We start from the raw sequence: 26,515 nt of genomic DNA on the forward strand, positions 1-26,515 counted from the left end.
TCGGACGGCGTCCCAGTTCCAAGGAAGTGGGACGGCCTGGCCGGCCGCCTACATAGCCGCCTGTTTTTCGGCGGAAGCTACGGCGACTCCCGGTGGGCGAAGCTACCGCCGTCCGAACGAGACCGTTGTCCGCTGAGGGTCCGCGCCCAGGGCTCGTCGACGTCGGCCAGGCCGAGGGTCAGCGTGACATTTTCGAGCATACCGGCGCCGAACCAGTGCCGGACCGCAGCGTCGTCGTGGTTCAGGAGCTCACTGACGAGTTCGACCTGCCTGGCATAGCACGTGCGCAACGCCTCAGCCACGAGCGGCTCATCGGCTGCGCAACTGGCCTGCATGAGGAACTGCATGACGTCCCGGTCCTCGATCAGGGTGCTGTAGGCGGACCGGATCGCACGCATCACCGCCTCCGGCTGCCGGTGCGGCCCGGCCTCATCGGCGCCGGTCAGAGCATCCGAGATCAGCTCGGACACGTGGAGGATGGCACCGGCGAACAACGCCTCCTTGCTGGCGAACAGGCGGTAGACGTAGGGCTGAGAGATTCCGGCCCGTTCGGCGATCTCACCAGTGGTCGTGCCGTAGTAACCCTTGCGCGCAAAGCAGGCCACGGCAGCGTCCAGCACGACTCGACGGCGTTGATCGCTCTTCACTCTGGAGCCAGGGGCGGGCATGTCTCCCAGTCTCTCACTGCGGAGTGGGACAGGGTGCGATGGGGCAAGACGGGTGGGTGACCTGTCTCACCCCGTCGAACCGGGATCAACGCTCCGAGGGCCACGACACGTCTTGGCCGCTGGCCGTCTCGTCGGGGGTCATGGCCTCGATGACCACGAGAGGATTCCAGTAGTCGACGAACTGCTCGACCAGGCCCGCCTCGTCGAGGCGGATCACCGTGATGACTGTCTGCTCGTACGGCTTGCCGGTGCTGAGGGCGATCCCCTCCGAGCGGTATTCGGCGACCGCGGTCCGGGGGTTGGCCGTCTCGATGAACTTCACGTCGACGAACTTCACGTCGAAGGTCTGCGGGAAGCCGCGCATGTGGGCGATCAGCGCCTCGCGTCCCTGCACCAGGGTAGGCACACCGGCGGGGGCGAAGGGGAACTCGACCGTGCCGTCCGCGGCGTACAGCTCGATCCACTCGTCGATCTGGCCGGACGACACCAGCCGAAGGTGCTCTGCCAGGGCGTGCTGTGCGGGGGTGAGCTCGTGGGTCGGGTTGACGCTCATGAATACTCCTCTGTTAGTGGTTGAACAATAACAAACGTAACAGGGAGACGTCCGAGGAGTAAGGGTGAGGGCCGTCACGGCCCAGCCAGGACAGACGTCGGTAGTCCGACTCTGGTTGTAGTAATCCTCCTCGACCCCCGCGTGTCCGCCCCCTCGAAGCCGAGCGACTCGTACAGTCGCACCGTATTGGCGTTGGTCGCCACGACGGCGTTGACATGCGGGGCCCGTCCCGGGAGACGGGCCCCGTGCCGGGTGGCATCGTCCTCGTCCTAACCGTCCTGCACCTGGCGCCCCAGGTAGGCGCGCAGGTGGCGGGCGGTCAGGGTCTCCGCCCCGTCCACCAGTCCGGCGGGGGTCCCCTCGAACACGACCCGGCCGCCGTCGTGACCCGCTCCGGGGCCGAGGTCGATGACGTGGTCGGCATGGGCCATGACGGCCTGGTGGTGCTCGATCACCACCACCGTGTTGCCGTCGTCCACCAGACGGTCCAACAGCGCCAGCAGCCGGTCCACATCGGCCAGGTGCAGGCCGGTGGTGGGTTCGTCGAGCACGTACACCGCGCCCTTCCTGGCCATGGAGACGGCCAGCTTCAGGCGCTGGCGCTCACCACCGGACAGGGTGGTCAGCGGCTGCCCCAACCCCAGGTACCCCAGGCCCACGTCGTACATCCGGTCCAGAATGGTGCGGGCGTTGCCCGAGGGGAAGAAGTCGCGCGCCTCCACCACGGACATGGCCAGCACCTGGCTGATGTCCCTGCCGCGGAGCTTGTGTTCGAGCACCTCGGCCTTGAACCGGCGCCCCTCACACTTCTCGCAGGTGGAGGCGACCCCGGCCATCATCGCCAGGTCGGTGTAGATGACCCCGGCCCCCCTGCACTCACCGCACGCCCCCTCGGAGTTCGCACTGAACAGGGAGGACTTGACCTTGTTGGCGCGGGCGAAGGCGGTGCGGATCGGGTCCAGCAGCCCGGTGTAGGTGGCCGGGTTGGAGCGGCGCGACCCCCGGATCGCCGACTGGTCGACCACCACCACGTCCTCGCGGCCGGGCAGCGCCCCGTGGATGAGTGAGCTCTTGCCCGAACCCGCCACCCCGGTGACCACGGTGAGCACACCCAGCGGGATGTCCACCGACACGTCCCTCAGGTTGTGCGAGCTGGCCCCGCGGATGGGGATGGCCCCGGTGGGGGTGCGCACGCTCTCCCGGAGCTGGGCCCGGTGGTCCAGGTGGCGCCCGGTCAGCGTGCCCGACTCGCGCAGCCCGGCCACGTCTCCGGTGTAGGTGACCGTGCCGCCGTCGGGGCCGGCGCCCGGGCCCAGGTCCACGACGTGGTCCGCGATGGCGATGGTCTCGGGCTTGTGCTCGACCACCAGTACGGTGTTGCCGTTGTCGCGCAGGCTGAGCAGGAGGTTGTTCATCCGCTCGATGTCGTGCGGGTGCAGGCCCACAGTGGGCTCGTCGAAGACGTAGGTGACGTCGCTGAGGCTGGAGCCCAGGTGGCGGACCATCTTGACCCGCTGGGCCTCACCGCCGGACAGCGTGCCCGACTCCCGGTCCAGGCTCAGGTAGCCCAACCCCACCTCCACCAGGGAGCCCAGGGTGTGGGCGAGGTTGTCCACGAGCGGCTTGACGGAGGGCTCGTCGATGCTCCTGACGAAATCGGCCAGGTCGCTGATCTGCATGGAGGCGCACTCGGTGATGGTGCGCCCGTTGACCCTGACCTGCCGTGCCGCGGCGTTGAGCCGGGTACCCGCGCACTCGGGGCAGACCGAGAAGACCACGGCCCGGTCCACGAAGGCGCGGATGGAGGACTGCATCTTCTCCCGGTCCTTGGCCAGGTAGGTTCGTTTGATCTTGGGGACCAGGCCCTCGTAGGACAGGTTGCTGGTGCCGACCTTCACCTTGGTTGCGGGCTGGTACAGGAAGGACTGCCACTCCTCGTCGGTGTAGTCGCGCAGCTTCCGGTCCGGGTCCAGCAGTCCGGAGTGGGCGAAGACCTGCCAGTACCAGTTGTCCACCGCGTACCCGGGGACCGTGATGGCGCCCTCGTTCAGGGACAGGTCCCGGTCGTAGAGCTCCGCCACGTCGATCTGGTTGGTGCGACCCAGCCCCTCGCACTCGGGGCACATGCCTTCGGAGTTGTTGAAGCTGAAGACACTGGAGGGCTCCAGGCGCGGGGTGCCCGCACGGCTGAAGACGATCCGCAGCATCGCGTGGGCGTCGGTGGCGGTGCCCACGGTCGAGCGCGAGTTGGCGCCCATCCGCTCCTGGTCCACGATGATCGCCGCACTGAGGTTGCGCAGTGCGTCCACGTCCGGTCGGCCCACACTCGGCATGAAGGACTGCAGGAACGCGGTGTAGGTCTCGTTGATCAGCCGCTGGGACTCGGCGGCGATGGTGCCGAAGACGAGCGATGACTTGCCCGATCCGGACAGGCCGGTGAAGACGCTCAGTCTCCGCTTGGGGATGTCCAGGGAGACGTTGTCGAGGTTGTTCTCCCTGGCCCCGCGGACCTCGATGGTGTCGTGGGTGTCCGCCATGGTGGTGGGTTCGGAAGGCAAGCTGCTCCTCAGGGTCCTGGGAATCCTTATGCGGTAAACTAACAGCCAGCGAACATTAGTTTATTCCGTAAGGAGATGCAAGTGGTGGTCTACGCCGGACAGGGCGACCCGCGCCGCTCCATGGCACTGCTGTGGCGCGGCCAGGAACCGACCGAACGCACCGGCCCCGGCCCCAAGGCACAGCTGAGCGTGGACCTGGTGGTGGAGACCGCCATCGAGGTCGCCGACACCGAGGGCATGCAGGCCCTGTCCATGCGCGCCGTGGGTGAGCGGCTCGGCCGCACCGCAATGTCCCTGTACACCTACGTGGCCAGCAAGAACGAACTCATCGACCTCATGTACGACCACGCCTTCGGTGAACTGGTACGCGAGTGGGAGGAGAACCTCCCCGAGGCACCCACCCTGCAGGACACCGACGACGGAACGGGCTGGCGCGAGGCCGTCCTGGACTGGGCCGGGAACCTGTGGCGCTTCTACCTGCGCCACCCCTGGAGCCTGGAGGTCTCCCAGGCACGGCCGGTCCTGGGACCCAACGACTACCGGCTCTTCGAGGCGTTGGCCGCGGTCCTCCACCGCGCGGGGCTCGGCCCCAAGGCCATCAGCAGCGCCTACGGCAGCCTGTTCAACCTGGTCCGAGGCATGGTCCGTACCGCCGCAGAGGCCCGCCAGGCCCAGACCGTGACGGGGATCGCCGAGGACGAGTGGTGGTACGCACGCTCCGCCCAACTGGAGGAGGTGGCGGTGGACTTCTCCGAACGCTTCCCCACCCTGACCCTGATGAGCCAGGGCGGCGCCTTCGACAACGCGGATCCCGAGGAGCCCTACCTGGAGCAGGAAGCCTGGGAGACCTTCCGTTTCGGCCTCAACGCGCTGCTGGACGGCATCCAGAGCCAGATCGACGGCCCCTCATCCGCCGCCCCCTGAGCCGCACGGCCCCGGCCGTGCGACCTCCCCGCGGCCGGGGAACACCCGCGTGCCACACTTTCGGCCATGGGAAGGATCCACGAGACCATCGGGCCACGGCTGGAACGGTTCCTCCTCGACCAACCGGTCTTCTTCGTCGGCACGGCACCGCTGGACTCCCAGGGCCACGTCAACGTCTCCCCCAAGGGCATGGGCGGCACCTTCGCCGTGCTCGGCGAGCGCCGGGTGGCCTACCTCGACTACACCGGGTCGGGTACCGAGACCATCGCCCACCTGCGGGAGAACGGTCGCATCGTGCTGATGTTCTGCGCCTTCGAGGGGCCGCCGAACATCGTCCGCCTGCACGGGCAGGGCCGCGCCGTCCCGCCCGGCACCCCCGAGTTCGACGACCTGCGCCCCCATTTCCCCAAGGAGCGCACCATCGGACAGCGCTCGATCATCGTGGTCGAGGTCCAACGCATCGCGGACTCCTGCGGGTTCTCCGTGCCCCTGATGGACCTTCGCGAGGACCGCGACCTGTTGGACCGGGCCCACGAACGCAGCGGTCCGGAGTACTTCGACAGCTACTGGCGCAGACACAACGCCGCCAGTATCGACGGCCTGCCCGGAGTGCCCCCGCCCCGGTGAATCCGGGCGCCCCTCAGACACACCGCGGATCAGCAGGAGCTCAGCAGGAACAACAGCAGCGCGGTCAACGCGATCGAGACCAGCAGGGACGTCATACAGCCCCACCGGCTGTTGTAGAAGACGAACACGGGCACCTCCCTCAGCTCCGTGAGCTTTCCGGTGCCTCTTATCTACCCCGACCCGACGACGCTTCTCAGGCCGGGCGGGCGAAGGTGATGATCTCCGGGCTCGTACCGGTGAGCGGACTGCGGTCCCAGTACCCGTACTGCGCGCTCACCGCCAGCCCGGCCCCGGCCAGGAGAACGTTGAGGGTCTCCGCGTCCAGGAACCGCAGGGTGCTGCGGCTGACCTGGGACTGCGCCCAGCCCTCGACGCTGAAGCCGGAGGTGAAGGTGACCAGGTCGCCCTCCACCCCGCGCAGGCGGTGCACGCAGGTGGCCCTGTGTCCGTCCGGGCCCGCCACGGTGCGCGCCCGTTCGGGGTTCCAGGCCTCCCAGCCCCGCACGGCGGGGTTGCGGGTCTCGAAGACGAACCGGCCATCGTCGGTCAGCACCCTGCGCACCGCGGCCAGATTGGCGTGCACCTCCTCGTCGGTGAGGAACACCTGAAAGGCGTGCCCGGACATGATGACCAGGTCGAACCCGCCCTCCTCCAGCGGTTCGGCCTCCCCCTCGTAGGGACCCGCCACCAGATCGCCCAGGATCCACTCGATGTCGTCCCGCTCGCGGCGGCCCACCTCCAGCATCGCCTCGGCCGGATCCAGCCCCACCAGGCGACCGGTGTGCCCGCGCTCGCGCGCTACCCGCTGGATCTTGCCGGTTCCGCAGCCCACGTCCAGGACCGAGCGGGCTCCCATCACCAGGTCGAGGTAGAAGTCGTCCTGTGGGGAGACCTGCCAGTGGTCGAAGTAGTCGTAGAGCTCGGCCAGGTCCGGGTGGGAGAAGCATCGATCGACCATCCGCACATTGTGGCGTTCCGCTCCCCTGCGGCCAACGGGTTTTCCACAGCCTTCGGGCGCCTCTTCTCCCGCGCTTGATCGCGACCTAGCCTGAAGGGGTGACCGACATTCCCGGCAGCCCTCGGCAGGACCATCCCTTCGACGTCGACGCCTTCCTTGCCCGACCCCTGGTCGCCCGGGTGGCCACCACCAACACCTCCGGCGAACCCACGGTCAGACCGGTCTGGTTCCTGTGGGAGCAGGGATGCTTGTGGTGGATCACCGGGGAGTACGCGGTCATGGCCAAGCACCTGGAACGCGACCCGCGTACCGCCGTGGTGGTGGACACCTGCGACCTGGAGCGGATGGAGTTCCTCCAGGTGGTCATGCGCGGCAGAGCCGAGGTGGTGCCCTTCGACCCGGTGCTCGCCCGACGGAAGTTGAGCCGTTACCTGGGAGCGGACGAGGCGGCCTGGCATCCGGACTTCCGGCACTACGCCGACGACGCACGCCTGGTCCGTTTCCGACCCGAGCGCACCGTCGTCAAGGACCTGTCCAAGACCATGCCGTCCATGAATCGTCCGTGAGCGCATGAAGCATCCTGTTCGGCGGATGCACGACTTCGAACTCGCTTCCGGGAAGAGCGGCGTCCCGCCACGGTATGAACCCGCTCGGAGCACTCAGGCTTCGGGCGCACCTCGTGACGCCGAGACGAGGGTTGCCAGGGCATGGGCGTCAGGGCTTCCGGCCTCGGCCGACCACAGGATGAGCTGCTGTCGTGCCGCGCCTGCGTAGCTGAAGGAGTCCCAGTTCAGGCGCATCCGTCCTGCGGTGGGATGGAGCATGACCTTGGCTCCGAAATCCTGCTCCGCGACGCGGTGCTCGGCCCACCACCGGCGAAAGTCGTTGCTGGCGATGGAGAGCCGCCCAACGAGGCCGACCAGTTCCGGGTCGTCGGGGTTCTCCGCGGCCTCACGTCGGAGAATCCCCACGCACGTGCGTGCGACAGAGCTCCAGTCCTCGTACAGGTCCCTCATCCCGGGTGTGGTGAAGGTGATCGAGACATAGTTGCGTTCGGTGGCTGGAAGCCGTGCGAAGTCGGTGATCAACGTTGCGGCGGGGCCGTTCCAGGCAAGGACGTCCATCCGGGGCCCGAGGACGAGAGCTGGAAGTTCGGTGAGCTGGTCCAGCAACAGCTGGAGCCGGTTGTGGGCGGCCTCTCGCCCAGGCACTGTCATCACGTAGCCGCGGGCGTGGTTGAGGAGGTCCTCGGCGTAGGCCCTCTGTTCCGAGGACAGCGCGAAGGTTCGGCACAGTAGCGCGAAGACCTGGTCGGAGGGGGCGAGTCGCCCCTGCTCGACCCGCGTGTAGTAGTCGACGCTGACCGCGGCCAGTTGCGCCACCTCCTCCCGCCTCAGACCAGTGACGCGTCGTCGTCCGGCGGCGCTCACGACGTGTGCGGGGACCGTGTCCGGGGAGATCTCGCCGCGTCGGGCGCGGAAGAACTCACCTAGGGCCTTGAGCTGGGGTGACGAGGACATAGCGTCACCCTAGAGCGGGACCGCACCCGTTGTCCTGGGACAGATCGTTCCTGGGCGGGAACGCGGACTGGTTCGGCTCCCGGTCAGGACGGAGGGTGGATGTCACGACGGGGAACAACCCCAGCCACGACAGAGGGGGCACCATGACCACCGGGGCCATCGAGCACATCACGTTCCGCAACTCCGACATGTACTGGGACATCGCAGCGGATCTCCACTTCCCGCCGGACTTCGACGCGTCGAAGTCCTACCCGGCGATCGTTGCGGCGCATCCGATCGGAAGCTGCAAGGAGCAGACCGCCGGCAGCGTCTACGCCCCTGCACTCGCAGAGGCCGGACACGTGGTGATCGCGTTCGACGCCAGCTTCCAGGGGGCCAGTGGCGGCGTGCCACGGTTCCTGGAAGACCCGTCCCAGCGGATCCAGGACTTCAGCCGCGTCGTCGACCACCTCGTCACGCTGCCGTATGTCGACGAGGACCGCATCGGTGTGCTCGGCGTCTGCGGCGGCGGTGGGTACACGCTGGCCGCGGCGAAGACCGAGAAGCGTTTCAACGCCGTCGTGTCGATCACCGGGGTGAACTTCGGCCGCATGCAGCGCGACCTGGCCCGACAGAACGGCGGGGTCCGACAGGCGCTCGAGGGCATCGCCCAGCAGCGCACGGCTGAGGCCCGCGGGACGGAGAGCGCGGTCAACGGCTTCCTGCCCGAGACGGCCGAGGCGGCGAAGCAGACCGGGGACATCGACATCATCGAAGCCTTCGACTACTACCGGACCCATCGGGGCCGGGCCGAGAACGGCTGTGTGCTCTTCGAGGCTGCGCACGGCACGACCGCACTGGGGTGGGACGCGTTCCATCTGGCTGATGAGCTTCTGGACCAGCCCCTGCTGATCGTGGTCGGCGACAGGCAGGGCGCGTTCGGCGCCTACCGCGACGGCCACGAGATCTACGAGAGGGCCGCTTCTGCGGACAAGCAGCTTCTCGAGCTCGGGAACGTCTCCCACTACGACCTCTACGACCGCCCCAACGGGGCAGGAGAGGCCCTGAAGAGGGTCGTTCCGTTCTTCGCCGAAAAGCTCTGACCTTCACAGGCCGGAACCAGGCCAGGACAGAGGCCGACCATCAGGCACTCACCCGGGTCGGTCCTTGTCCTGCCCCCCGTGCCGGAGATCCACAGTTCTGCGCGACATCCGGGCTTGCTCGGACCGGTAGGGAGCGAGCAGGACAGGCAGCCCCGGGTCAGGGGCGCTGGTCAGAGCTGGCGGGCCGCCTCGCGCAGGGAGGGCCTGCGACGGGCTCCGTCCAGCAGGCGGGCGGCATGGTCGAGTATGCGTCGGGTGCGCACCGAGGCCACCTCTCCCCGGTGGGGCAGGACGTCGCGCACCAGTACGGTCTCGGCCTCGTCCCAGGAACGGGCCTTGGCCAGCGCACACAGCAGGCTCGCCCGGTAGACGGCGATCGATCGTCCGCGGTTCGGGGTCCCCTGGCAGGCGGCGTGGAAGAGTTCGGCGGCCTGCCCCCAGTCCCCGGCGTCGACCCGGATCATGGCGTGGTGCCAGCTGATCTCCGCCTCGGTCAGCCACCACGCCCATGCCGGATCCTCCGGTCGGGTTCCGTCCAGGTGGCGAGCGCGTGTGTGGCGTATCAGGAGTCGGGCGCGGGCGTGTTCGCCTGACTGGGCGGCGGCTCGCGCGGCCCGGAGGGTGAACAGGGCGGCCACACTCCCCCGGGCACCGCCGGAGAGGGCGGTGTCGCAGATCCGTGCGGCCTCGGCCGGTCGTCGGAGGTGGACGTCCTGCATGGCCAGTTGGCTGAGTACGAAGTACTCCATGGACCGGTCCCCGGCCGCCCGGGCGAGCTGCAGGGCCGTCACGCTCATCCGTCTGGACAGGTCCTGGTGTTCGGAGTCGAAGGCGATCCACCCGGCGACCTGGTGTGCCTCCGAGGCGGCTGCCAGGACGTCCCTGTGGTCGGCGAACCCTGCCGCGAGGGCGCGGCGCGCCAGTGCGGCTGCCCCGGCCGCCGTGTCCACCACGTCGCGGGCACCGAAACGGGTGTCCAGGGCGATGATGCGCGCACTCGTGGCCCGCACCGCGACGGTCGTGTTCTCGGCTCCGCCTTTGCCGAGAAGGCCAGGGGTGCTGGCCCGGGCGGGGCCGGTGTCCGGCCTTCCGGTCAACTGGGGCTGTCCGTGTTCACCGGGACTGACGGGGGTTTCGAAGGACATGATCGGTCTCTCTCCACAGTGAAATGTCCCCAACCGCCCCCTCTGGCGGCCAGCTCGGATACCTCATCGCGGGACACGAAAAAATCTATAGCGGCCACTGTAGACATCCCCATGGGGTGCTGTTAGATTTCCTGTCGTAGGAACAGAGATCCACCAGCATGACCACCGGATACGCCGGTGGGAGCAGGACAGAAGTACCGCAGGACCGGTCCTCCGCCCGCACGGGGAGGACCGTGCAACAAGGAAGAGAGCAGGACGGCTCGACCAGCGTGCACGTGCTTCAAGACGCTGGGGGCCGGTAGGACCGCAGTACGCATCACCGCAGGACGGAGTCCCGCCCGCACGGGGGACGCCGAGCAGGACGAAAGGCGCAGTAAGGCTTGACCGGCGCATGGTTGTAGGCGCCGGGGGCCGGTAGCACCGTAGTAGTGAGAAGTGCACGAACTGAGATCGAGAGGAGTAGTTGCCATCAGGATCGCCTGGGCGCGCGAGAACACAGCCCGGGTACCGCAGGCCCCGGTTCGGAAGAAGGTGGTCCACGGTCACACAACCGCGATCCCCGCTATCCCGTCCCAGCTTGACCCCGGGAAGCGGAAGACCGGCAGCGGCCGGTAGGTGGTAATGAACTCTCGGGCCCCAGCGCCAAGCGGCGCTGGGGCCCTCGACGTGCGATCAGGAGAGAAAGAGAAACGCTTGTCCCGTCCCGCAACCGGTGACCAGTTCGACGATGACGACTACCCCGCCTACACGGTGGGCAACGCCGCGGAGATGCTCGGCACCACGCCGGCGTTCCTGCGCGCACTGGGTGAGGCCCGGCTGATCGAGCCGCTGCGCTCGGAGGGCGGACACCGCCGTTACTCCCGCTACCAGCTCAGGATCGCCGCCCGGGCGCGTGAACTCGTGGACGAGGGCACCCAGATCGAGGCCGCGTGCAGGATCATCATCCTGGAGGACCAGCTGGAGGAGGCCAAGCGCATCAACGAGGAACTGCGCACCGCCGACCCGCCCGACTGAGGGCGCACCGCCCGGACCCGGAGACCAGCCCAAGCCGTCTTCCGGGAGGCCTCTTCCTGGCGTGGAGTGCGGCAGGGCCGACACCGGAACCGCTCGGGCCCGTGCAGGCCCGAGCGCTGGCTACTCCCCCGTGGCTCCGTCGATCCGCTCCCGAATGAGGTCGGCGTGGCCGTTGTGGCGGGCGTACTCCTCGATCATGTGCACCAGGATCCAGCGGTACGAGCAGTCCTCGCCGTGCCGTTGGGCCTTGCCCACCGCGTCCAGCGGCAACCCCTCAGACACCTCGCGGGCGTGCCCGATCTCGGCCCGCCACAGCGCGAAGGCCTCCTCGGGCGAGGCGGCATCCACGTCCAGGAAGTCACCGTCGGGGTTGTCGGGGGTCTTGACCGGGGAGCGGCACTCCTCCCCGTTGAGGACGACGCGGAACCACATGTGCTCCACGTGGGCCATGTGCCGGACCAGGCCCAGCAGGGACATCGGCGAGGGCGGTGCGGAGCGTTCGCGTAGCTGCGGAGCGGACAGGCCCTGGCACTTGACCGCCAGGGTCTGGCGGTGCCAGTCCAGCCAGTTGTTCAGCATCGTGCGCTCGTCGGCGATGAAGGGCGGATCGGTTCGGGCGTCGTTCATGAGCCGTGACCCTAGGGCCCCGCTCCGCTCCGGGCAACGGGTTTCTCGGCAACGGGTCTCCCGCTCCCCCCCGCCCGCGGCGACACCGGTCGTCGTCGGTGGGCGCACCGAACCGGCTCCGAGGTGTACCTTCGCCCCAGACGGCGGCATGGTCCCGGGCGGCGGGGCCGACCACGAGCTCCCCCCCCGGGTACGGCGGTGGCCGCGGCAACGGTCTTCGGCGCGCCTGGCCTGACAGCGGGTGGGGAGACCGGCCCCTGACCGGGGAGTGGGACACGGCCCACGGTTTCGAGGAAGGAGCGCACACATGAGCGACCGGATCCGCACCTTCGAGGTCATCGTGTCCGGTTACGCCGACTTCGAGGAGGTGATGGCGGCCAACAGCCGTGTGGCACTGCTGCTGTGCCCCGAGCCCGACCACTCCGGCCCCTGCGAGGTCCCCTGGAGTCTGGCCGCGCGCACCGAGCCCGAGGAGGAGTACCCCACGGGCACGGGGGAGAGCGTGGTCGCGGCCATCTGCGCCACCCCGGAAAGGGCCGAACGGACGGCCGAGAGTATCGGCGCGCTGCTGGGGCGTCCCGCCCGCCTCGTGGAGGCCGACCACGGGGAGCTGCTCGATCAGTACCGGGCCGAGCGCGGTCTGACGGACTGACCTCGCGTGCAGCTGACCAGCCGCACGGGCCGGTCGGCGGCACCTGGACCGCCACCGAATGCGGTCCGGGGCCAAAGGCCCGACTGGGAGCGATTCCAGAGGGCCTAGGATCACGTGCATGGACACACGTGTACTCGGTACCATCGCCGACGTCGGCGCCGTGGGCTTCGGTGCCTGGCAGATCGGCTCCGCCTGGGGCGAGGTCAGCGAACCAGACGCCATGAGCGCCCTGCACACGGCGGTGGAGGAGGGCGTCACCTTCATCGACACCGCTGACGTCTACGGCGACGGGCGCAGCGAACGGCTCGTCGGACAGCTCCTCAAGGAGCACCCCCATCTGACCGTGGCCACCAAGATGGGCCGTCGCATGGCCCAGGAGCCCGCCCACTACAACTCGGGCAACTTCCGGGCCTGGAACGACGACTCACGCCGCAACCTGGGTGTGGACACCGTCGATCTCGTCCAGTTGCACTGTCCGCCCTCGACCGTCATCGACAGCGACGCCGTCTTCGACGACCTGGACGCCATGGTCGACGAGGGCCGCATACGCGCCTACGGGGTGTCGGTCGAGACCTGCGACCAGGCCCTGGCCGCCATCGCCCGACCGAACCTGGCAAGCGTCCAGATCATCCTCAACGCCTTCCGCCACAAGCCCCTGGAGCGCGTTCTGCCCGCAGCCAGGGAGGCCGGGGTCGGTGTCATCGCGCGCGTCCCCCTGGCCAGCGGTCTGCTGTCGGGCAAGTTCACCGCCGAGAGCCGGTTCGGCCAGGACGACCACCGCAACTTCAACCGCCACGGTGAGGCCTTCGACCGCGGCGAGACCTTCTCGGGCATCGACTACGGAACCGGGCTGGAGGCCGTGGAGCGCCTGCGCCCGCTGGTCCCCGAGGGCGCCACCATGGCCCAGTTCGCGCTGCGCTGGATCCTGGACCAGGACGGGGTGAGCGTGGTCATCCCGGGCGCCCGCAACGCCGAGCAGGCCCGCGGCAACGCCGCCGCCGCGCAGTTGCCTCCGCTGGACGCCAAGACCCACGCGCAGGTGCGCGAGGTCTACGACGAGCTCATCCGCCCCCAGGTCCACCACCTGTGGTGAGATGACCCCTGCTTCACCCGGCGGGCCGGGGCCGACAGAGCGCGCCGGCCCCAGCCCGGGCCAAGTTCTCGGGGCCCCGCGGGGCCCCGAGAACACCGGCTAGATGAGCCCCTGGGCCAGCATCGCGTCGGCGACCATCTCGAATCCGGCCACGTTGGCGCCCAGCACGTAGTCGCCCCTGGCGCCGTGCCGCTCCGCGGCCTCCTCGCAGCGGTCGTGGATACCGGCCATCGTCTCGGCCAGCTCCGACTCCGCGTGCTCGAAGGACCACGAGGTGCGGCGCGCGTTCTGCCGCATCTCCAGCACGCTGGTGGCCACACCGCCGGCGTTGGCCGCCTTGCCGGGCGCGAACAGCACCCCGGCGTCCCGGAGGACCTTGACCGCCTCGGGGGTGGTGGGCATGTTCGCGCCCTCGGCCACCGCCAGCACGCCGTTGTCCACCAGGGTCCGGGCCGCCTCGGCTCCCAGCTCGTTCTGGGTGGCCGAGGGCAGCGCCACCTCGCACGGAACGTCCCACACGCTGCCGCCCTCGACGAACCTCGCGTCGCCGCGCCGCTGCGCGTAGTCGCTGATCCGCCCGCGCTCGACCTCCTTGACCTGTTTGATCAGGTCGAGGTCGATGCCCTTGTCATCCACCACGTAGCCGGTGGAGTCGGAACAGGCGACCACGGTGGCGCCCAGCTGCTGGGCCTTCTCCACCGCGTAGATCGCCACGTTGCCCGACCCCGAGACCACCACACGCATGCCGTCCAGATCACGGCCGTTGCGCTCCAGCATCCGCTGGGTGAACAGCACCGCCCCGTACCCCGTGGCCTCGGTACGGACCGCCGAACCACCCCAGTCCAGGCCCTTGCCGGTGATGACCCCGGCCTCCCAGCGGTTGCTCAGCCGCCGGTACTGCCCGAACAGGTAGCCGATCTCGCGGGTGCCCACCCCGATGTCGCCGGCGGGGATGTCGGTGTACTCGCCCAGGTGGCGGTGCAACTCGGTCATGAAGGACTGGCAGAAGCGTTCGATCTCCGTGGCCGAGCGCCCCTTGGGGTCGAAGTCGCTGCCGCCCTTGCCGCCGCCGATGCCCATCCCGGTGAGCGCGTTCTTGAAGATCTGCTCGAACCCCAGGAACTTGACCACCCCGAGGTTGACGCTGGGGTGGAAGCGCAACCCGCCCTTGTAGGGGCCGAGCGCGCTGTTGAACTCCACCCGGAAACCCCGGTTGACGTGGACCCTGCCCTGGTCGTCACGCCACGGCACCCGGAAGATGATCTGGCGTTCGGGCTCACAGAGGCGCTCCAGGACGCGCTCGGTGGCGTACTCGGGGTGTCGGGACAGGGCGGGCGAGAGGCTGTCGAGTACCTCCAGGACAGCCTGCTGGAACTCCGGCTCGTCGGGGTTGCGGCGCGCTACGTGCTCGTAGGCGCTGCGGACCCCCGGGTGGTGGTCCTCCCGGTCGCCATTGGAAAACGGCATGCGTGTGTGTTCCCTTCTCACCGCTGGAACGGGCAGCCCGCACGCCGTTGTGCCGGGAACCTCGATCGTCTGGAAGCAGGCGGGGCGCCGCCCCAGGGCCCTTACAGGTGGCGGCCCCCGCTCGTGTTGCCAGTGTATTGCCCCGGTGTAAACACGCCCGTTGGGTCCGAGCCCGTCGACGGCCCCTCTCAGGGCCGGGCTGGGTTCTCCTGCCGTGCCGTGCGCCGAGCCCACACGGGCACCCTTTCCGGCCGCGGACCGATACCGATGAAGGCCGCGGGCAGCGCGGTCAGGGCGGGGACGCGGCGGACCAGGGCGAGGAGCCCGCGGGGCGGTTCGGTCACTTCGCCGTTGAGCGCGGGAGCGATGACACGGGCGTGCGCGAAGCGTTGCACGGCCTGGACGGCGACCGTGGGAAAGGTGCGGCGCCGCTGCACCCGAGCGAGGAAGCGCCTGCTCCCCGAGTTCCTCAGGAAGCCGCGGGCCAGGGGGCGGGCGAGCAGGCGGGCGGCGGCGACGGCGTCCTGCACGGCGAGGTTGATGCCCACACCACCGACCGGTGACATGGCGTGGGCGGCGTCGCCGATGCACAGCACCCCGGGTGCGTGCCAGCGCCGCAGGCGGTCCATGCGCACGTCGAGGTGTTTGACGTCGTCCATCGATGCGATTCCCGAGACGTCCTCGGCCAGTTCGGGCATCATCGAGGCGGTTTCGGCGCGGAGGGCCTGCACACCCCGCGCGCGCAGTGCCGCATCGGTCCCCTTCCGGCCTATGTACGCGACCTGCGCGTAGCCTTCGCGCGGAATGGTCACGATGACCCGCCCCTTCGCCATGCGCGGCAGCAGTGATTCGGCCAGCCGGCGGGGGGTGGGTACGCGGTACCACCAGACGTCGAAGTCGACGGGGAACTCCTTGCTGGGCAGGTCGACGGCGCGCCGCACTGCCGACCACCGCCCGTCGCAGGCGACGACCAGGTCGGCGTGGAGTCGGCCCGGGCCCTCCGGGGAGTCGTAGTCGACGCCGCTCACCCGACCGCCCTCGCGGACCACGCCGGTCACCTCGTGCTCGGTGCGCAGGGTGAACGTCGGTTCCGTCTCGGCGGCCTCGGCCAACAGGTTCAGCAGGTCCCACTGCGGGACCATGGCGATGTAGGGGTGGCGCAGCGGCAGCCGTCCGAAGTCGGCGACCGGGACCTGCCGCCCGTCGGGGAAGGTGAAGGCGGCCTGCTTCAGGTGGGACTGCGGCAGGGCGTCGAAGCGGTCGAAGAGGCCGAGGTCGTCCAGCATGGCCAGGGTCGTGGGGTGGACGGTGTCGCCGCGAAAGTCCCGTAGGAAGTCCGCGTGCTTTTCGAGCACCGTGACCCGGACTCCGGCACGGGCGAGCAGGAGCCCCAGGACGAGCCCTGCCGGTCCGCCGCCCACCACGGCGCAGGTTGTCCTGGACGTTCCGACGGAGGCGGACGGGGCCTCGGGTGTGTCGGCCATGACGGTTTCCTTCCGGTTCGGAGTGAGGGGCTGCTGCAGGGCACCTGCGGCGCGTGGGCCTCACTGTTCCAAGCCTTCCCACTGTCCGTGCCGCGCAGCCTCCTTCTTCCCTCATCATCGCCTCAACAACTGATGATGTCAACAGGTGATGATGTCCGGGTAGACTGCGAACATGAGGAACGGTGAGCGCACGGGCAGGCCTGCTGGCAGCAAAGGCGGTAACAAGGAGCGGATCCTGGAGGCCGCGCGCGCGGAGTTCGCCGCCAAGGGCTTCCGCGGCACGACGATGCGCTCGATCGCGACCGGGGTCGGCCTCGACGTCGCTCTGCTCTCGCACTACTTCGGAAACAAGGAAGGCCTGTTCGCCGCCACCATGGAACTGCCCGAGGAGGCGCAGGACATACTCACCGAGGCCCTGTCCGGCCCCTTCGAGACCCAGGGCGAGCGCCTCACCCGCGGCTACCTGGGTCTGTGGGAGAACCCCGCCACCGGACCGCAGATGCAGGTCCTGGCCCGGTCGGTGCTGGGAAACGAGGCCGCCACCGAACGCATGCGCACCCTGGTCACCGGCGCGATCACCGGACCGGGTGTCACCCCCCTCATCACGGACCGGCAGAGCGGGTTCGCCCTCGCCATGACCCAGCTCGTCGGTGTGGCCTTCGCCCGCTACCTCGCTCACATCCCGCAACTGGCCGAGCTCGACTTCGAAACGCTCGTCGCGCGTACCGCGCCCGCCGTCCAACTCCACCTGGGTGCCGCCGACGACTGAGGGGGCGTGATGCCAGCCGTCGACTCCTCCCGAAGGCCCGCCTTTCCCGCTGACGAGGCGACAGGCAGGTCCCTGACGCGGGTCGAGGAGGAGCCAGAGATACACGGCACCGGCCCGCGCCTCCCTCAGGGCCGAGACCGTTCCGGGCGATAGGTCAGCCTGCGCAGCAGTACCTCCGCAGGGCCCCGTCGGTCCACCCGCTCCAGCGCGGCCGCACCGGCCACGGTCGCCCCCCAGGTGAGCACCGCCAGCAACGACGCCGACCAGCTCGACAGGTGCGCGCCCAGCCCAAGCCCCCAGGCGGCCAGCACAGGCCCCACACCAGCGGCTGCGCCAGGTACCCGCTCATCGACCGTCGTCCCGGTGCCCCGATCCAGCGCACCGGCCGCGCCGCGGCCGCCGCACGCCCTACAGGACGCGGTACTCGCGGGGATCCACGAGACGGTGTTCCCGGGCGACCCCGTCCATGACACGGAGCTGCCCGCCCGGGACCGACTGGTCGCCTGCCTGCGGCAGCTCCTCGCGCCCGCCGGGACCGGGGAGGAGGCGAGGAAGACCTGGGCCACGATGCACGAGACGTACTTCGCCCGGGAGCCGACCGAGGAAGCACGGCAGGCCTACCTGGTCATCGAACGCCGGATGCGGCACCGTGTGGAGCACTGGCTGTCGGTCCTGGGCGACGAGGGGGCGCTGCCCCGCGGTGACAACGCCCAACGCGCGGAGTTCCTGCTCACCCTCGTCAACGGCCTCATGTTGGAGCGGTCCCTCCCGGGCGCGGAGGCCCTTCTCACGTCCGAGACCGCGCCCCTCTTCGCCGCCGCCGACAGCGTTCTGCGCGGTTGGGACCCGTGCGCCGTGCGTCACGTGAGCCGCCCGCAGGTGTGAGTGCGGGCCTTTCTCGCCGTGCCCGCCCCGACGTCGGGGACCGTCGCCAGCCTGAACCGGCGTGAGCGCAGCCGGGCCGACCCCCGGCTGCGCTCACGACCGGATGGTTGAGCGGCAGACTGGACGGGTGCGAGAGCACCTTCGTAAGGCAGGAGCGGGGCTCCTTCGGCGCCGATGGGACGGTGCACGGTACCGGCGGGTTCTCGCGCAACTTCAGGGATTTTCGAGGGAGTCGACACCGGATATGACCGCCAACCCCCAGAACGGGGACCAGGACCGGCCGTTGAGCGGCGGCATGATGAACACCGTCATCCGCCGTGGTGACCGGGTCCTGCGCACTGCCCCGCCCCAGGCCCCCGCCTTGCAGGCCTTCCTGGCGGCCCTGGCCGGAAGCGGGTTCGAGGGCGCTCCCCGCCCGTTGGCCCTGCACGGCGACGGCACCGAGGAACTCACCTTCGTCGAGGGCGACGTGGCCGTGCCGCCCTTCCCGGACTGGTCCGCCCGGGACCGGGTGGTGACCGCCTCGGCCCGCCTGCTGCGCCGCTACCACGACGCCGCCGCCCGTACCCCCTTCGACCCCGACGCGAACTGGCCCACGCACCTGAGTGACCCCGAAGGCGGCACCCTGCTGTGCCACAACGACCCCTGCCTGGAGAACCTGGTCTTCCGCGGCGGTGAGGCCGTCGCCCTGATCGACTTCGACCTGGCCGCCCCGGGCCGCCCCGTGTGGGACCTGGCCGCCCTGGCCTTCTACCTGGGGCCGACCCTGCCCCCGGAGGCGCTCGCCGACACGGAGTTCGCCGGGGCCGACGTGCTGCGCCGTCTGCGCCTGCTCGCCGACGGCTACGGCATGACCCCCGAGGACCGACTGCTCCTACCCGAGGCCATCGACCAGTACGACGAGGCCTCCCAGGCCTTCGTCAAGGGCATGGTCGAGCGGGGCGAACCCCTGTTCGTCCAGGAGGTGGAACGGGTGGGCGGACGGGCCGAATGGGAGCGCCGCAGGGAACGCCGCAGCGCCTGGATGCGGCAACAGCGCCCCGCCTTCCTGACGGTCCTGACCGGGTAGCCGGACCCGTCCTAACCCCGTCGGGTGACGGCCACCAGATAGCGACAGGGCTTCCCGGTCGGATTGCGGTACTCACAGGGCACCGGTGCACCGAGCCGGAGGCAGTCCCCCCGTTCGAGAACGTGCTCCTCCGAACCCTCACCGAAGGCGAGCGTGCCCTCCAGTACCCAGATCTGGTGGTGGGTGAAGCTGTAGGACTCGGCCGGGTAGGCCACCCGTGCCCCGGGGGGTAGTTCGACCTCCACCAGTTCGAGCGGTCCGCCGGAAGTGGGTGAGACCGCGCGGCGGCGATAGCCGGTCTCGGGGTCGGTCCAGGTGGGTTGTTCGTCCAGCCGGGCCAGCCGGCGGTCGCCCTGTTCGGCCCGGGCGATCAGTTCGGACAGGGTGATGCCCAGGGCCCCGGACAGGCGGCCCAACAGGGAGGCGGTGGGCTGGGCGTCCCCGTTCTCGATCCGGCTGATCATGGCGCGGGAGACCCCGGAGAGTTCGGCCAGGGCGGCGCCGCTCAAGCCGCGGTCCCGGCGCAGGGCCTGCAGGGTCACGGCGAGGGCGGGGCCCAGTTCGTCGCTCATGCGTTCACCATAGTCGACACGATCGCTTATCATGTTCAACTATGGATTCCCTGCTGACACGCCCCGGTATCCGCGACGCCACCGTCGCCGACGCGGCGGCGTGCGCGGCCCTCTACGCGCCCTACGTCACCGACACCGCCATCACCTTCGAACTCACCCCGCCCCCGCCCGAGCAGATGGCCGAGCGCATCACCGCGGCCCAGCGCGAGCACGCGTGGATCGTCCTGGAGGACGAGGAGGGGGTGGCCGGTTACGCCTACGGCGGCACCTTCCGCACCCGCTCCGCCTACCGGTGGACCTGCGAGGTCAGCGTCTACCTGCAACGGGGGCGGCACCGCCGCGGCGCGGGCCGGGCGCTGTACGCAGAACTCCTGCCCCGCCTGGCCGAACGCGGCATGCGCACCGCCATCGCCTGCATGACCCTGCCCAACGACGCCAGCCAGGGCCTGCACCGGGCCATGGGGTTCGAGGACGTGGGCGTCATGCGGCGGGTGGGACACAAACACGGCACCTGGCACGACGTCGCCTGGGCACAGCTGGAGCTCGGCCCCGCCGGCTGAACCACGACCCGGACCCCGGCGGGCGGGCCCGCTCCTCACGCCCCCTCCGCGCAGATCGGCCACACCCCAGGCCCGACGCGATCCCCTCCTTCGCCCACTACCCTCCCTGGAGCGCCCCGTGTCCGCGCACACCGCCCGCCACCGCCCCTCGGGGCTGGCCTTCGCGCTCGCCTCCGCACTGGCCTTCGGCGGCGCCGGGGTCTTCGCCCGCCCCCTGCTGGACGCGGGCATGGACTCCCTGCACGTGACCTGGCTGCGGTTGGCCGTCGCCGCGCTGATCCTGCTCCCGATCGCGATCCGGCACCGCCGCATCGTCCGGCGCAGACCCCTGCTGCTCCTGGCCTACGGCATCTTCCCCATGGCCGGTGTCCAGGCCCTGTACTTCGCCGCCGTCGCCCGCATCCCGGTGGGTATCGCACTGCTCCTGGAGTTCCTCGGCCCGGTGCTGGTCCTGCTGTGGGTACGGGTGGTGCGCCGCCACCGGGTCTCCCCCGCCGCGGTGGCGGGCGTGGTCCTGGCCGTGGCCGGGCTCGGACTCCTGCTGGAGGTCTGGGCGGGGATGCGCCTGGACGCGATCGGCGTCGGCCTGGCCCTGGGGGCCGCCGCCGCCCAGGCCACGTTCTTCCTGCTCGGCGACGCCATGGGAGAGGACACCGACCCCCTTGCGGTCATCGCCTTCGGCGCCCTGGTCGCCACGGTCCTGCTGGGCGTGCTCGCCCGCCCCTGGACCCTGCCGTGGGGCCTGCTCGCCGAACCGCTTCCGCTGGGCGGCGTCCCCCTTCCGGGTTGGGGTGTCGCGCTGTGGCTGGGGCTGGTGTGCACCGCCCTGGCCTACTTCGTCGGGGTCTCGGCGATCAGGCGACTGTCTCCACAGGTCGCCGGGGGTGTGGCCTACCTGGAGGTGGTCACCGCGATCGTGCTGGCCTGGGTGCTGCTCGGCGAGGCGCTCACCCCGGTGCAGCTCCTCGGCGCGGCGGTCATCGTGACCGGGGCCTTCATCGCCCAGACCGCCGTACCCGCCTCGCCGGCCGCCGCTTCCGCGGCCGACGAGGCGGCGGCCGGGAACACAGGCCGCACCCCCAACCGGCCTGAGCCGCGCGGGCCCGGTCCTGATCAGGACCACGCGGCCCCGGAACGTTCCTGAGGGCCCGCCCGATCCGTGTCGAGCAGTACACCAGGTCAGCGCCGTGCGGGCAGCGGAATCCGGTCCAGGTCGGCGGCCAACACCACCGACCCGTCGAACTCCTCACCCGCCTGGGCCACGAAACGCTCCTCCTCGTCCTCCTCGTAGCGCTCCGACAGATGGGTCAGTACCAGCAGGCGCACACCCGCCTGCGCGGCGATCCTGCCGGCCTGCCGTGCGGTCAGGTGCCCGTACCGCTCGGCCAGTTCCTCCTCGGAGTCCAGGTAGGTGGACTCGATGACCAGCATGTCCGCTCCCCGGGCCAGCTCCACCGCCTGGGCGCACACCCCGGTGTCCATGACGAACGCGAACACCTGCCCGGGCCTGGGCTCCGCGCAGTCGGCCAGGTCCACCACCCGCCCGTCCCCCAGCACCAGCGACCCCTCGCGCAGCAGACGGGAGACGTCGGGCCCGCGCACCCCGAAGTGCCCAAGCCGTTCGGGTAGCATCCGCCACCCGTCCGGTTCGGCCAGCCGGTACCCGTAGGCGGGCAGCGAATGGCGTAGTGGCAGCGCCGTCACTGTGAAGGGCTCCCCCTCCCCCACCGGACAACTCCCCGACCCGCCCACCGGCTGGGGGAGGACCACGTCGGTGTCGTGGAAGGACGTGGCGTGGCGCAACCGGCGCCAGTACTCCTCTCCGGCGCCGGGGTAGGCCACCCGCACGGTGTGCGGCACCCGGTCGCGGGAGATGCGCTGGATCGTCCCCGGCAGGCCGAGGCTGTGGTCACCGTGGAAGTGCGTCACACAGATCCTGGTGATGTCGCTGGCGGCCAGCCCGGCGAAGCGCATCTGCCGCTGCGTGCCCTCCCCGGGATCGAACAGCACGCCCTGGTCGCCCCAGCGCAGGAAGTATCCGTTGTGGTTGCGGCGACGGGTGGGCACCGCGCTGGAGGTCCCCAGGATGACGAGTTCGCGTACGGACATGGGGTGCATTGTCCCACCACCGTGCACCCCCTGGGCCTACGACAGGGGCGCCCCCGACCTGGCCTCTGAGCGGTCAACGCAGAACAGCACGGCCCCGGCGGTCCGTTCAGCGCACCCCCGTGGAGCGGGCCCGCACGGCCGCCAGGCGCGGTCCGTCAGTGAAAGGGTCACCGTGTCCGGGCAGCACCAGCGTGTTCTCGGGCAGCGCGGCCAGCCTGTCCAGCGAGTCCAGGGCCAGCACGGAGTCGTGCGTGGACATCCGGCTCACCACCCGGGGCCCCACACAACCGGTGGTGGGGTCGTCGGTGACCAGGGCGTCACCGCTGAACACCACACCGCGGTCCTCGAAGAGCACCAGGGAACTGCCCGGGGTGTGCCCCGGAACCGACAGCACCCGGGGCGCCCCCGGCACCTCTTCCAGCACCTGGTCGTGGCCGAAGGTGGTGTACTCACGCACCCGTGCCGAACTGAACGCCCCGGCGTATCCCAACCGCATCAGCGTCTGAACGGCACTGGGGCGGCGCAACAGGTAGGAGAACAGCGGGCGTTCGGGGCGGGCGTGGATCACCGAACTGGTGGGACCGTCATCCAGGATCGGCGCGTCGGCCTCGTGCACCCACACCCGGGCCCCGGCCTTGTCCCGGGCACGCTCGGCCAACCCGGTGTGGTCGGGGTGGGCGTGGGTGAGCACCACGGCACGCAGCCTGCCGCCCACCCAGGCGACCGTGTCCAGGAACCGGCCGCTGTGGGCGGGCAGCCCCGCATCGACCATGACCAGCCCTTCGGCGGTCTCCACCAGGTAGAAGTTCACGAGTTGGTCGCCGAGCCGGTGTACACCCGGGGCGACCTCGGAGGGGACATGGCTCATGGCTGCCTCCCGGTGAACCGTGTGTGAGCACCCGGCATGGATCCTCAACCCATTTCTACCCACGAATGTCCCCTCGGCCCCTCCCGACCCGCAGGAAACACCGGTCCCGTCCTCGAAGCGAGGGCGCCCTCCGCGCCGAGTGCGGGCACCCCCCCTGCTGGTCCGGGGACTGCCCGGTCTCACCGGACAAGGGCACATGCGCCGGTGGTCGGAGACCGCCCGGCGGGGCACGCCGGTCCGGGTCCGCCGCGGCCGACTGGGTTAGCGTCAACCACGTGAGCAACGTAGAACCCCATCCCACCGAACAGCGGGTCTGCGGAGGCGAGGTCGACCGGACCGGCCCCGAACCCGACACCGAACTCCTCGAAGCCCGCGAGGTACCCCTGGGCGGACCGCGCGCGATGCTGGTCCACCGCGTCCTGCCCGGCAAGAACCGCCGCATGGTCGGCGCCTGGTGCTTCGCCGACGTCTACGGGCCCACCGACGTCACCGTCGGGGCGGGCATGCAGGTGCCGCCCCATCCCCACATCGGGCTGCAGACCGTGAGTTGGCTGGTCCAGGGCGCCGTCCACCACCTGGACGGCCTGGGTTCGGACCAGATGGTCCGCCCCGGCCAGCTCAACCTGATGACCGCCGGGCACGGCATCGCCCACTCCGAACGCACACCTTCCGGTGCTCCCGGCCTGCTCCACGGCGCACAGCTGTGGGTGGCCCTGCCCGCGGACACGCGTGAGGGCGCCGCCCACTTCGAGCACCACGCCGACCTGCCGGAGTTCACGGTGCCGGGAGCGCGGGTCACGGTGATCATAGGAGAACTGGACGGGCACCGCTCACCCGCGAGCACCCACACGCCCCTGGTGGGGGCGGAGATCATCGTGGAGGCGGGCCAGAGAGTGCACCTTCCGGTCGATCCCGCCTTCGAACACGGCCTGCTGCCCCTGGACGGCCCCGTCCGAGCGCACGGACACCGGGTCGTGCCCGGCTCCCTGCTCTACCTGGGCACCGGGCGGGAGGGCGTACGGGTGCACGCCGACGAACGCACCCACCTGCTTCTTCTGGGCGGGGAACCCTTCCGTGAGGACCTGGTGATGTGGTGGAACTTCGTGGGCCGCGACCACGAGGAGATCGTGCGCGCCCGTACCCAGTGGGAGGAACAGCGCGACGGCCGGACCGGGGGGACGCGCTTCGCTCCCGTGACGGCGGACGGGGGTGAAGCACTGCCCGCCCCGGAACTGCCCAACGCCCGGCTGCGCCCCAGACCTCGGCACCGCGAATCCTGACACCCGCCGAGAGGGGCGCGCCCCGTCGGGCCCGGCGCGCGTGACGACCTCGGCGGGGCCGGGTCCGCCACGCGCGCCGCCACAGCCGTACTGAAAGCGTCCGGTAAGCCCGCCTTGACAGCTTTCGTCCCTGCCTCCCGCTCTCCTGGGGTCTAGACAAAACAGAACCAAAGACACTCATCACAAAGACATCCAGCCCACGGGCCAGGCTCCACCGTGCTCAGAGGGCCAAATCCTGCTACCGTGCGGATCGCGAACTACGGGATGATTTAGGAGACCTGAACATGGGGCAACAGCCTCGCGAGCAGTGGGGGACGCGCGCGGGATTCCTCATGGCCGCGATCGGATCGGCCATCGGACTGGGCAACATCTGGCGATTCCCCTACATCGCCTACGAAAACGGGGGCGGGGCCTTTCTCCTGCCCTACCTCATCGCCCTGCTGACCGCGGGTATCCCGCTACTCATCCTCGAGTACAGCATCGGCCACCGGTACCGTTCCTCGGCGCCGCTCTCCTACCGGCGCATCTCCCGACCGGCGGAGGCCATCGGCTGGTGGCAGGTGGCGATCTGCTTCGTCATCGCGAGCTACTACGCCGTCATCGTCGCCTGGGCCGTGCGCTACGCCTGGTTCTCCGTCGGCCAGCAGTGGGGCGATGACCCGGACGCGTTCTTCTTCAACGACTTCCTCCAGGTCGGCGAGGAACCCGGGATGATCTCCGGGTTCGTCGCCGGCGTGGCCTGGCCCCTGGTGGCCGTGTGGGCGATCGTCCTGGTCGTGCTGGCCCTGGGCGTGCGCAAGGGCATCGAGAAGAGCACCAGGATCTTCATCCCCCTGCTGGTCGTGCTCTTCGTACTGCTGGTCATCCAGGCGCTCACCCTGGACGGTGCCGCCGCGGGACTGAACACCCTGTTCACCCCGGACTGGAGCAAGATGCTCGACGGCGGGGTGTGGATCGCCGCCTACGGACAGATCTTCTTCTCGCTGTCCATCGGGTTCGCCATCATGGTCACCTACGCCTCCTACCTGCGCCGCAAGGCCAACCTGACCGGATCGGCCATGGTCGCGGGCCTGGCCAACAGCTCCTTCGAGCTCCTGGCCGGTATCGGTGTCTTCGCCGCGCTGGGCTTCATGGCCACCGCAGCGGGAACGAGTGTCGACGAGGTCGCCACCTCCGGGATCGGGCTGGCCTTCGTCGCCTTCCCGCAGATCATCTCCACACTGCCGCTGGGCGGGACGCTCTTCGGGGTGGTGTTCTTCCTCTGCCTGGTCATCGCCGGCCTCACCTCACTGATCAGCATCGTCCAGGTGATCATCTCGGCGGTGCAGGACCGCACCGGGCTGGGCCGCGTCCAGACCGTGCTGGTGGTGGGCGGCGCCACCGCGCTCGCCTCCATCCTGCTCTTCCCCACACCCGAGGGCCTGTACATCCTCGACGCCGCGGACCGCTTCATCAACCAGTACGGCATCGCCCTTGCCGGTCTGGTGATGGTCCTGGTGTTCGGCTGGATCCTGCGCAGGCTGCCGCTGTTCGAGAAGCACGCCAACGCCGTCTCCTCGATCCGCCTGGGCTGGTGGTGGAAGATCGCCCTGGGCGGGATCACCCCGGTCCTGCTGGGCTTCATGATGTGGGACAGCCTGCGCACCGAGCTGACGACCAACTACGAGGGCTACCCGGAGAGCTTCCTGCTGGTCGCGGGCTGGGGCGTGGCCATCGGAGCGATCGTCTTCGGCATCGTCATCTCCTGCATCCCCTGGCGGCGCGCCGACACCATCGCCCGACTGGACGCCGAACGCGGCGCCCAGGGGGACGGGCAGACCCCGGTCGAACTGGACGAGCCCGACAGGATCGCGCCCCTGGGCCGGCCCGCCGAAGACACAGACAAGGAAGGGGACCGCTGATGTCCGCCAGCGCCATCACCATGATGGTCATCTCCATGGTCGTGCTGTGGGGCGGCCTGGTGGCCGCCATCCTCCACCTGCGCAACCACCCCGACGAACCCGAGTCTCAGTAGCCCGCCGGGGAGAACCG

27 protein-coding genes and 1 pseudogene are annotated in these 26,515 nt (G+C 70.0%); 15 read left to right on the plus strand and 13 right to left on the minus strand.

The window, feature by feature from the left end; translation table 11 throughout:
- Nucleotides 1–77: 77 nt before the first annotated feature.
- From IE195_RS09940 to IE195_RS09950, 3 genes are all read right to left on the minus strand, one after another.
- Entirely contained in the window at nucleotides 78–605 is a 528-nt protein-coding gene (locus tag IE195_RS09940) for a TetR/AcrR family transcriptional regulator (protein WP_229826149.1), read from the minus strand.
- 148 nt (nucleotides 606–753) lie between these two features.
- Nucleotides 754–1,221 (minus strand): nuclear transport factor 2 family protein, encoded by a 468-nt coding sequence (locus IE195_RS09945; protein ID WP_191269873.1) that lies wholly within the window; start codon nucleotides 1,219–1,221, stop codon nucleotides 754–756.
- Between the two features lie 269 nt (nucleotides 1,222–1,490).
- On the minus strand, nucleotides 1,491–3,779 hold the full coding sequence (locus IE195_RS09950; protein WP_191269875.1) for an ATP-binding cassette domain-containing protein: 2,289 nt from the start codon (nucleotides 3,777–3,779) through the stop codon (nucleotides 1,491–1,493).
- An 81-nt stretch (nucleotides 3,780–3,860) separates the two neighbouring features.
- Between IE195_RS09950 and IE195_RS09955 the strand changes: the two genes are divergently transcribed.
- Together IE195_RS09955 and IE195_RS09960 are read left to right on the plus strand one after the other, a co-directional pair.
- A complete protein-coding gene (locus tag IE195_RS09955; RefSeq protein ID WP_191269877.1) occupies nucleotides 3,861–4,703 on the plus strand; it encodes a TetR/AcrR family transcriptional regulator in 843 nt (280 codons plus the stop codon).
- A 66-nt stretch (nucleotides 4,704–4,769) separates the two neighbouring features.
- A complete protein-coding gene (locus IE195_RS09960) occupies nucleotides 4,770–5,330 on the plus strand; it encodes a pyridoxamine 5'-phosphate oxidase family protein (RefSeq protein ID WP_191269879.1) in 561 nt (186 codons plus the stop codon).
- 193 nt (nucleotides 5,331–5,523) lie between these two features.
- Here the strand turns inward: IE195_RS09960 and IE195_RS09965 are convergent, their stop codons facing one another.
- The gene (locus IE195_RS09965) at nucleotides 5,524–6,288 is read right to left on the minus strand and encodes a class I SAM-dependent methyltransferase (RefSeq protein ID WP_191269881.1); all 765 of its coding nucleotides are present in this window, start codon (nucleotides 6,286–6,288) and stop codon (nucleotides 5,524–5,526) included.
- A 98-nt stretch (nucleotides 6,289–6,386) separates the two neighbouring features.
- Here IE195_RS09965 and IE195_RS09970 point away from each other — a divergent pair, with 98 nt between their 5' ends.
- Entirely contained in the window at nucleotides 6,387–6,854 is a 468-nt protein-coding gene (locus IE195_RS09970) for a pyridoxamine 5'-phosphate oxidase family protein (protein ID WP_191269883.1), read from the plus strand.
- A 93-nt stretch (nucleotides 6,855–6,947) separates the two neighbouring features.
- Here IE195_RS09970 and IE195_RS09975 read toward each other — a convergent pair whose 3' ends face one another.
- Entirely contained in the window at nucleotides 6,948–7,808 is an 861-nt protein-coding gene (locus IE195_RS09975) for a helix-turn-helix transcriptional regulator (RefSeq protein ID WP_191269886.1), read from the minus strand.
- Between the two features lie 143 nt (nucleotides 7,809–7,951).
- Between IE195_RS09975 and IE195_RS09980 the strand changes: the two genes are divergently transcribed.
- A complete protein-coding gene (locus IE195_RS09980; protein ID WP_191269888.1) occupies nucleotides 7,952–8,890 on the plus strand; it encodes an alpha/beta hydrolase in 939 nt (312 codons plus the stop codon).
- A gap of 170 nt (nucleotides 8,891–9,060) precedes the next feature.
- Here the strand turns inward: IE195_RS09980 and IE195_RS09985 are convergent, their stop codons facing one another.
- Nucleotides 9,061–10,035, minus strand: coding sequence for an NsdA family TPR-like regulatory protein (locus IE195_RS09985; protein ID WP_225942431.1), 975 nt, complete (start codon nucleotides 10,033–10,035; stop codon nucleotides 9,061–9,063).
- Nucleotides 10,036–10,728: 693 nt separating this feature from the next.
- Between IE195_RS09985 and IE195_RS09990 the strand changes: the two genes are divergently transcribed.
- A complete protein-coding gene (locus IE195_RS09990) occupies nucleotides 10,729–11,049 on the plus strand; it encodes a MerR family transcriptional regulator (protein WP_191269890.1) in 321 nt (106 codons plus the stop codon).
- Between the two features lie 120 nt (nucleotides 11,050–11,169).
- Here the strand turns inward: IE195_RS09990 and IE195_RS09995 are convergent, their stop codons facing one another.
- Nucleotides 11,170–11,676: a DinB family protein gene (locus IE195_RS09995; protein ID WP_191269892.1), complete on the minus strand. Its 507-nt coding sequence runs from the start codon at nucleotides 11,674–11,676 to the stop codon at nucleotides 11,170–11,172.
- Between the two features lie 307 nt (nucleotides 11,677–11,983).
- Here IE195_RS09995 and IE195_RS10000 point away from each other — a divergent pair, with 307 nt between their 5' ends.
- Together IE195_RS10000 and IE195_RS10005 are read left to right on the plus strand one after the other, a co-directional pair.
- A complete protein-coding gene (locus IE195_RS10000) occupies nucleotides 11,984–12,328 on the plus strand; it encodes a hypothetical protein (RefSeq protein ID WP_191269894.1) in 345 nt (114 codons plus the stop codon).
- Between the two features lie 118 nt (nucleotides 12,329–12,446).
- A complete protein-coding gene (locus IE195_RS10005) occupies nucleotides 12,447–13,421 on the plus strand; it encodes an aldo/keto reductase (protein WP_191269896.1) in 975 nt (324 codons plus the stop codon).
- 99 nt (nucleotides 13,422–13,520) lie between these two features.
- Here IE195_RS10005 and gdhA read toward each other — a convergent pair whose 3' ends face one another.
- Both gdhA and IE195_RS10015 read right to left on the minus strand, forming a co-directional pair.
- Nucleotides 13,521–14,888 carry an NADP-specific glutamate dehydrogenase gene (gene gdhA, locus IE195_RS10010; protein WP_191269898.1) on the minus strand — a complete coding sequence of 456 codons (1,368 nt, stop codon included), beginning with the start codon at nucleotides 14,886–14,888 and terminating at the stop codon, nucleotides 13,521–13,523.
- A 188-nt stretch (nucleotides 14,889–15,076) separates the two neighbouring features.
- The gene (locus tag IE195_RS10015) at nucleotides 15,077–16,372 is read right to left on the minus strand and encodes an FAD-dependent oxidoreductase (RefSeq protein ID WP_191269900.1); all 1,296 of its coding nucleotides are present in this window, start codon (nucleotides 16,370–16,372) and stop codon (nucleotides 15,077–15,079) included.
- Nucleotides 16,373–16,544: 172 nt separating this feature from the next.
- Here IE195_RS10015 and IE195_RS10020 point away from each other — a divergent pair, with 172 nt between their 5' ends.
- Nucleotides 16,545–17,141: a TetR/AcrR family transcriptional regulator gene (locus IE195_RS10020; protein WP_191269902.1), complete on the plus strand. Its 597-nt coding sequence runs from the start codon at nucleotides 16,545–16,547 to the stop codon at nucleotides 17,139–17,141.
- A gap of 125 nt (nucleotides 17,142–17,266) precedes the next feature.
- Here the strand turns inward: IE195_RS10020 and IE195_RS10025 are convergent.
- A pseudogene (locus IE195_RS10025) lies at nucleotides 17,267–17,547 on the minus strand (DUF418 domain-containing protein); the annotation flags it as partial.
- Here IE195_RS10025 and IE195_RS10030 point away from each other — a divergent pair.
- Nucleotides 17,505–18,026, plus strand: a complete 522-nt coding sequence (locus IE195_RS10030; RefSeq protein WP_191270569.1) for a TetR family transcriptional regulator C-terminal domain-containing protein — start codon at nucleotides 17,505–17,507, stop codon at nucleotides 18,024–18,026. The pseudogene IE195_RS10025 and the gene IE195_RS10030 overlap by 43 nt on opposite strands.
- A 244-nt stretch (nucleotides 18,027–18,270) precedes the next feature.
- Complete coding sequence (locus tag IE195_RS10035) at nucleotides 18,271–19,095, plus strand: aminoglycoside phosphotransferase family protein (protein WP_191269904.1); 825 nt, start codon at nucleotides 18,271–18,273, stop codon at nucleotides 19,093–19,095.
- A gap of 11 nt (nucleotides 19,096–19,106) precedes the next feature.
- On the opposite strand, the gene IE195_RS10040 is transcribed toward IE195_RS10035, so the two are convergent.
- The gene (locus IE195_RS10040) at nucleotides 19,107–19,667 is read right to left on the minus strand and encodes a helix-turn-helix domain-containing protein (RefSeq protein ID WP_191269906.1); all 561 of its coding nucleotides are present in this window, start codon (nucleotides 19,665–19,667) and stop codon (nucleotides 19,107–19,109) included.
- Nucleotides 19,668–19,708: 41 nt separating this feature from the next.
- On the opposite strand from IE195_RS10040, the gene IE195_RS10045 reads away from it, so the two are divergent.
- A complete protein-coding gene (locus IE195_RS10045) occupies nucleotides 19,709–20,227 on the plus strand; it encodes a GNAT family N-acetyltransferase (protein ID WP_191269909.1) in 519 nt (172 codons plus the stop codon).
- Nucleotides 20,228–20,345: 118 nt separating this feature from the next.
- The gene (locus IE195_RS10050) at nucleotides 20,346–21,371 is read left to right on the plus strand and encodes an EamA family transporter (RefSeq protein ID WP_191269911.1); all 1,026 of its coding nucleotides are present in this window, start codon (nucleotides 20,346–20,348) and stop codon (nucleotides 21,369–21,371) included.
- A 35-nt stretch (nucleotides 21,372–21,406) separates the two neighbouring features.
- Here the strand turns inward: IE195_RS10050 and IE195_RS10055 are convergent, their stop codons facing one another.
- Together IE195_RS10055 and IE195_RS10060 are read right to left on the minus strand one after the other, a co-directional pair.
- Complete coding sequence (locus IE195_RS10055; RefSeq protein ID WP_191269913.1) at nucleotides 21,407–22,336, minus strand: ribonuclease Z; 930 nt, start codon at nucleotides 22,334–22,336, stop codon at nucleotides 21,407–21,409.
- Nucleotides 22,337–22,442: 106 nt separating this feature from the next.
- Nucleotides 22,443–23,204, minus strand: a complete 762-nt coding sequence (locus IE195_RS10060; RefSeq protein ID WP_191269915.1) for an MBL fold metallo-hydrolase — start codon at nucleotides 23,202–23,204, stop codon at nucleotides 22,443–22,445.
- Between the two features lie 275 nt (nucleotides 23,205–23,479).
- On the opposite strand from IE195_RS10060, the gene IE195_RS10065 reads away from it, so the two are divergent.
- The 3 genes from IE195_RS10065 to IE195_RS10075 all read left to right on the plus strand — a co-directional run bounded on the left by IE195_RS10065 (nucleotide 23,480) and on the right by IE195_RS10075 (nucleotide 26,498).
- Nucleotides 23,480–24,484 carry a pirin family protein gene (locus tag IE195_RS10065; protein ID WP_191269917.1) on the plus strand — a complete coding sequence of 335 codons (1,005 nt, stop codon included), beginning with the start codon at nucleotides 23,480–23,482 and terminating at the stop codon, nucleotides 24,482–24,484.
- 284 nt (nucleotides 24,485–24,768) lie between these two features.
- A complete protein-coding gene (locus tag IE195_RS10070) occupies nucleotides 24,769–26,385 on the plus strand; it encodes a sodium-dependent transporter (RefSeq protein ID WP_191269919.1) in 1,617 nt (538 codons plus the stop codon).
- Entirely contained in the window at nucleotides 26,385–26,498 is a 114-nt protein-coding gene (locus IE195_RS10075) for a methionine/alanine import family NSS transporter small subunit (RefSeq protein ID WP_191269921.1), read from the plus strand. Before IE195_RS10070 ends, IE195_RS10075 begins: the two co-directional genes overlap by 1 nt.
- Nucleotides 26,499–26,515 lie beyond the last annotated feature (17 nt).

Source organism: Nocardiopsis terrae (assembly GCF_014651695.1).
Taxonomy (GTDB): domain Bacteria; phylum Actinomycetota; class Actinomycetes; order Streptosporangiales; family Streptosporangiaceae; genus Nocardiopsis; species Nocardiopsis terrae.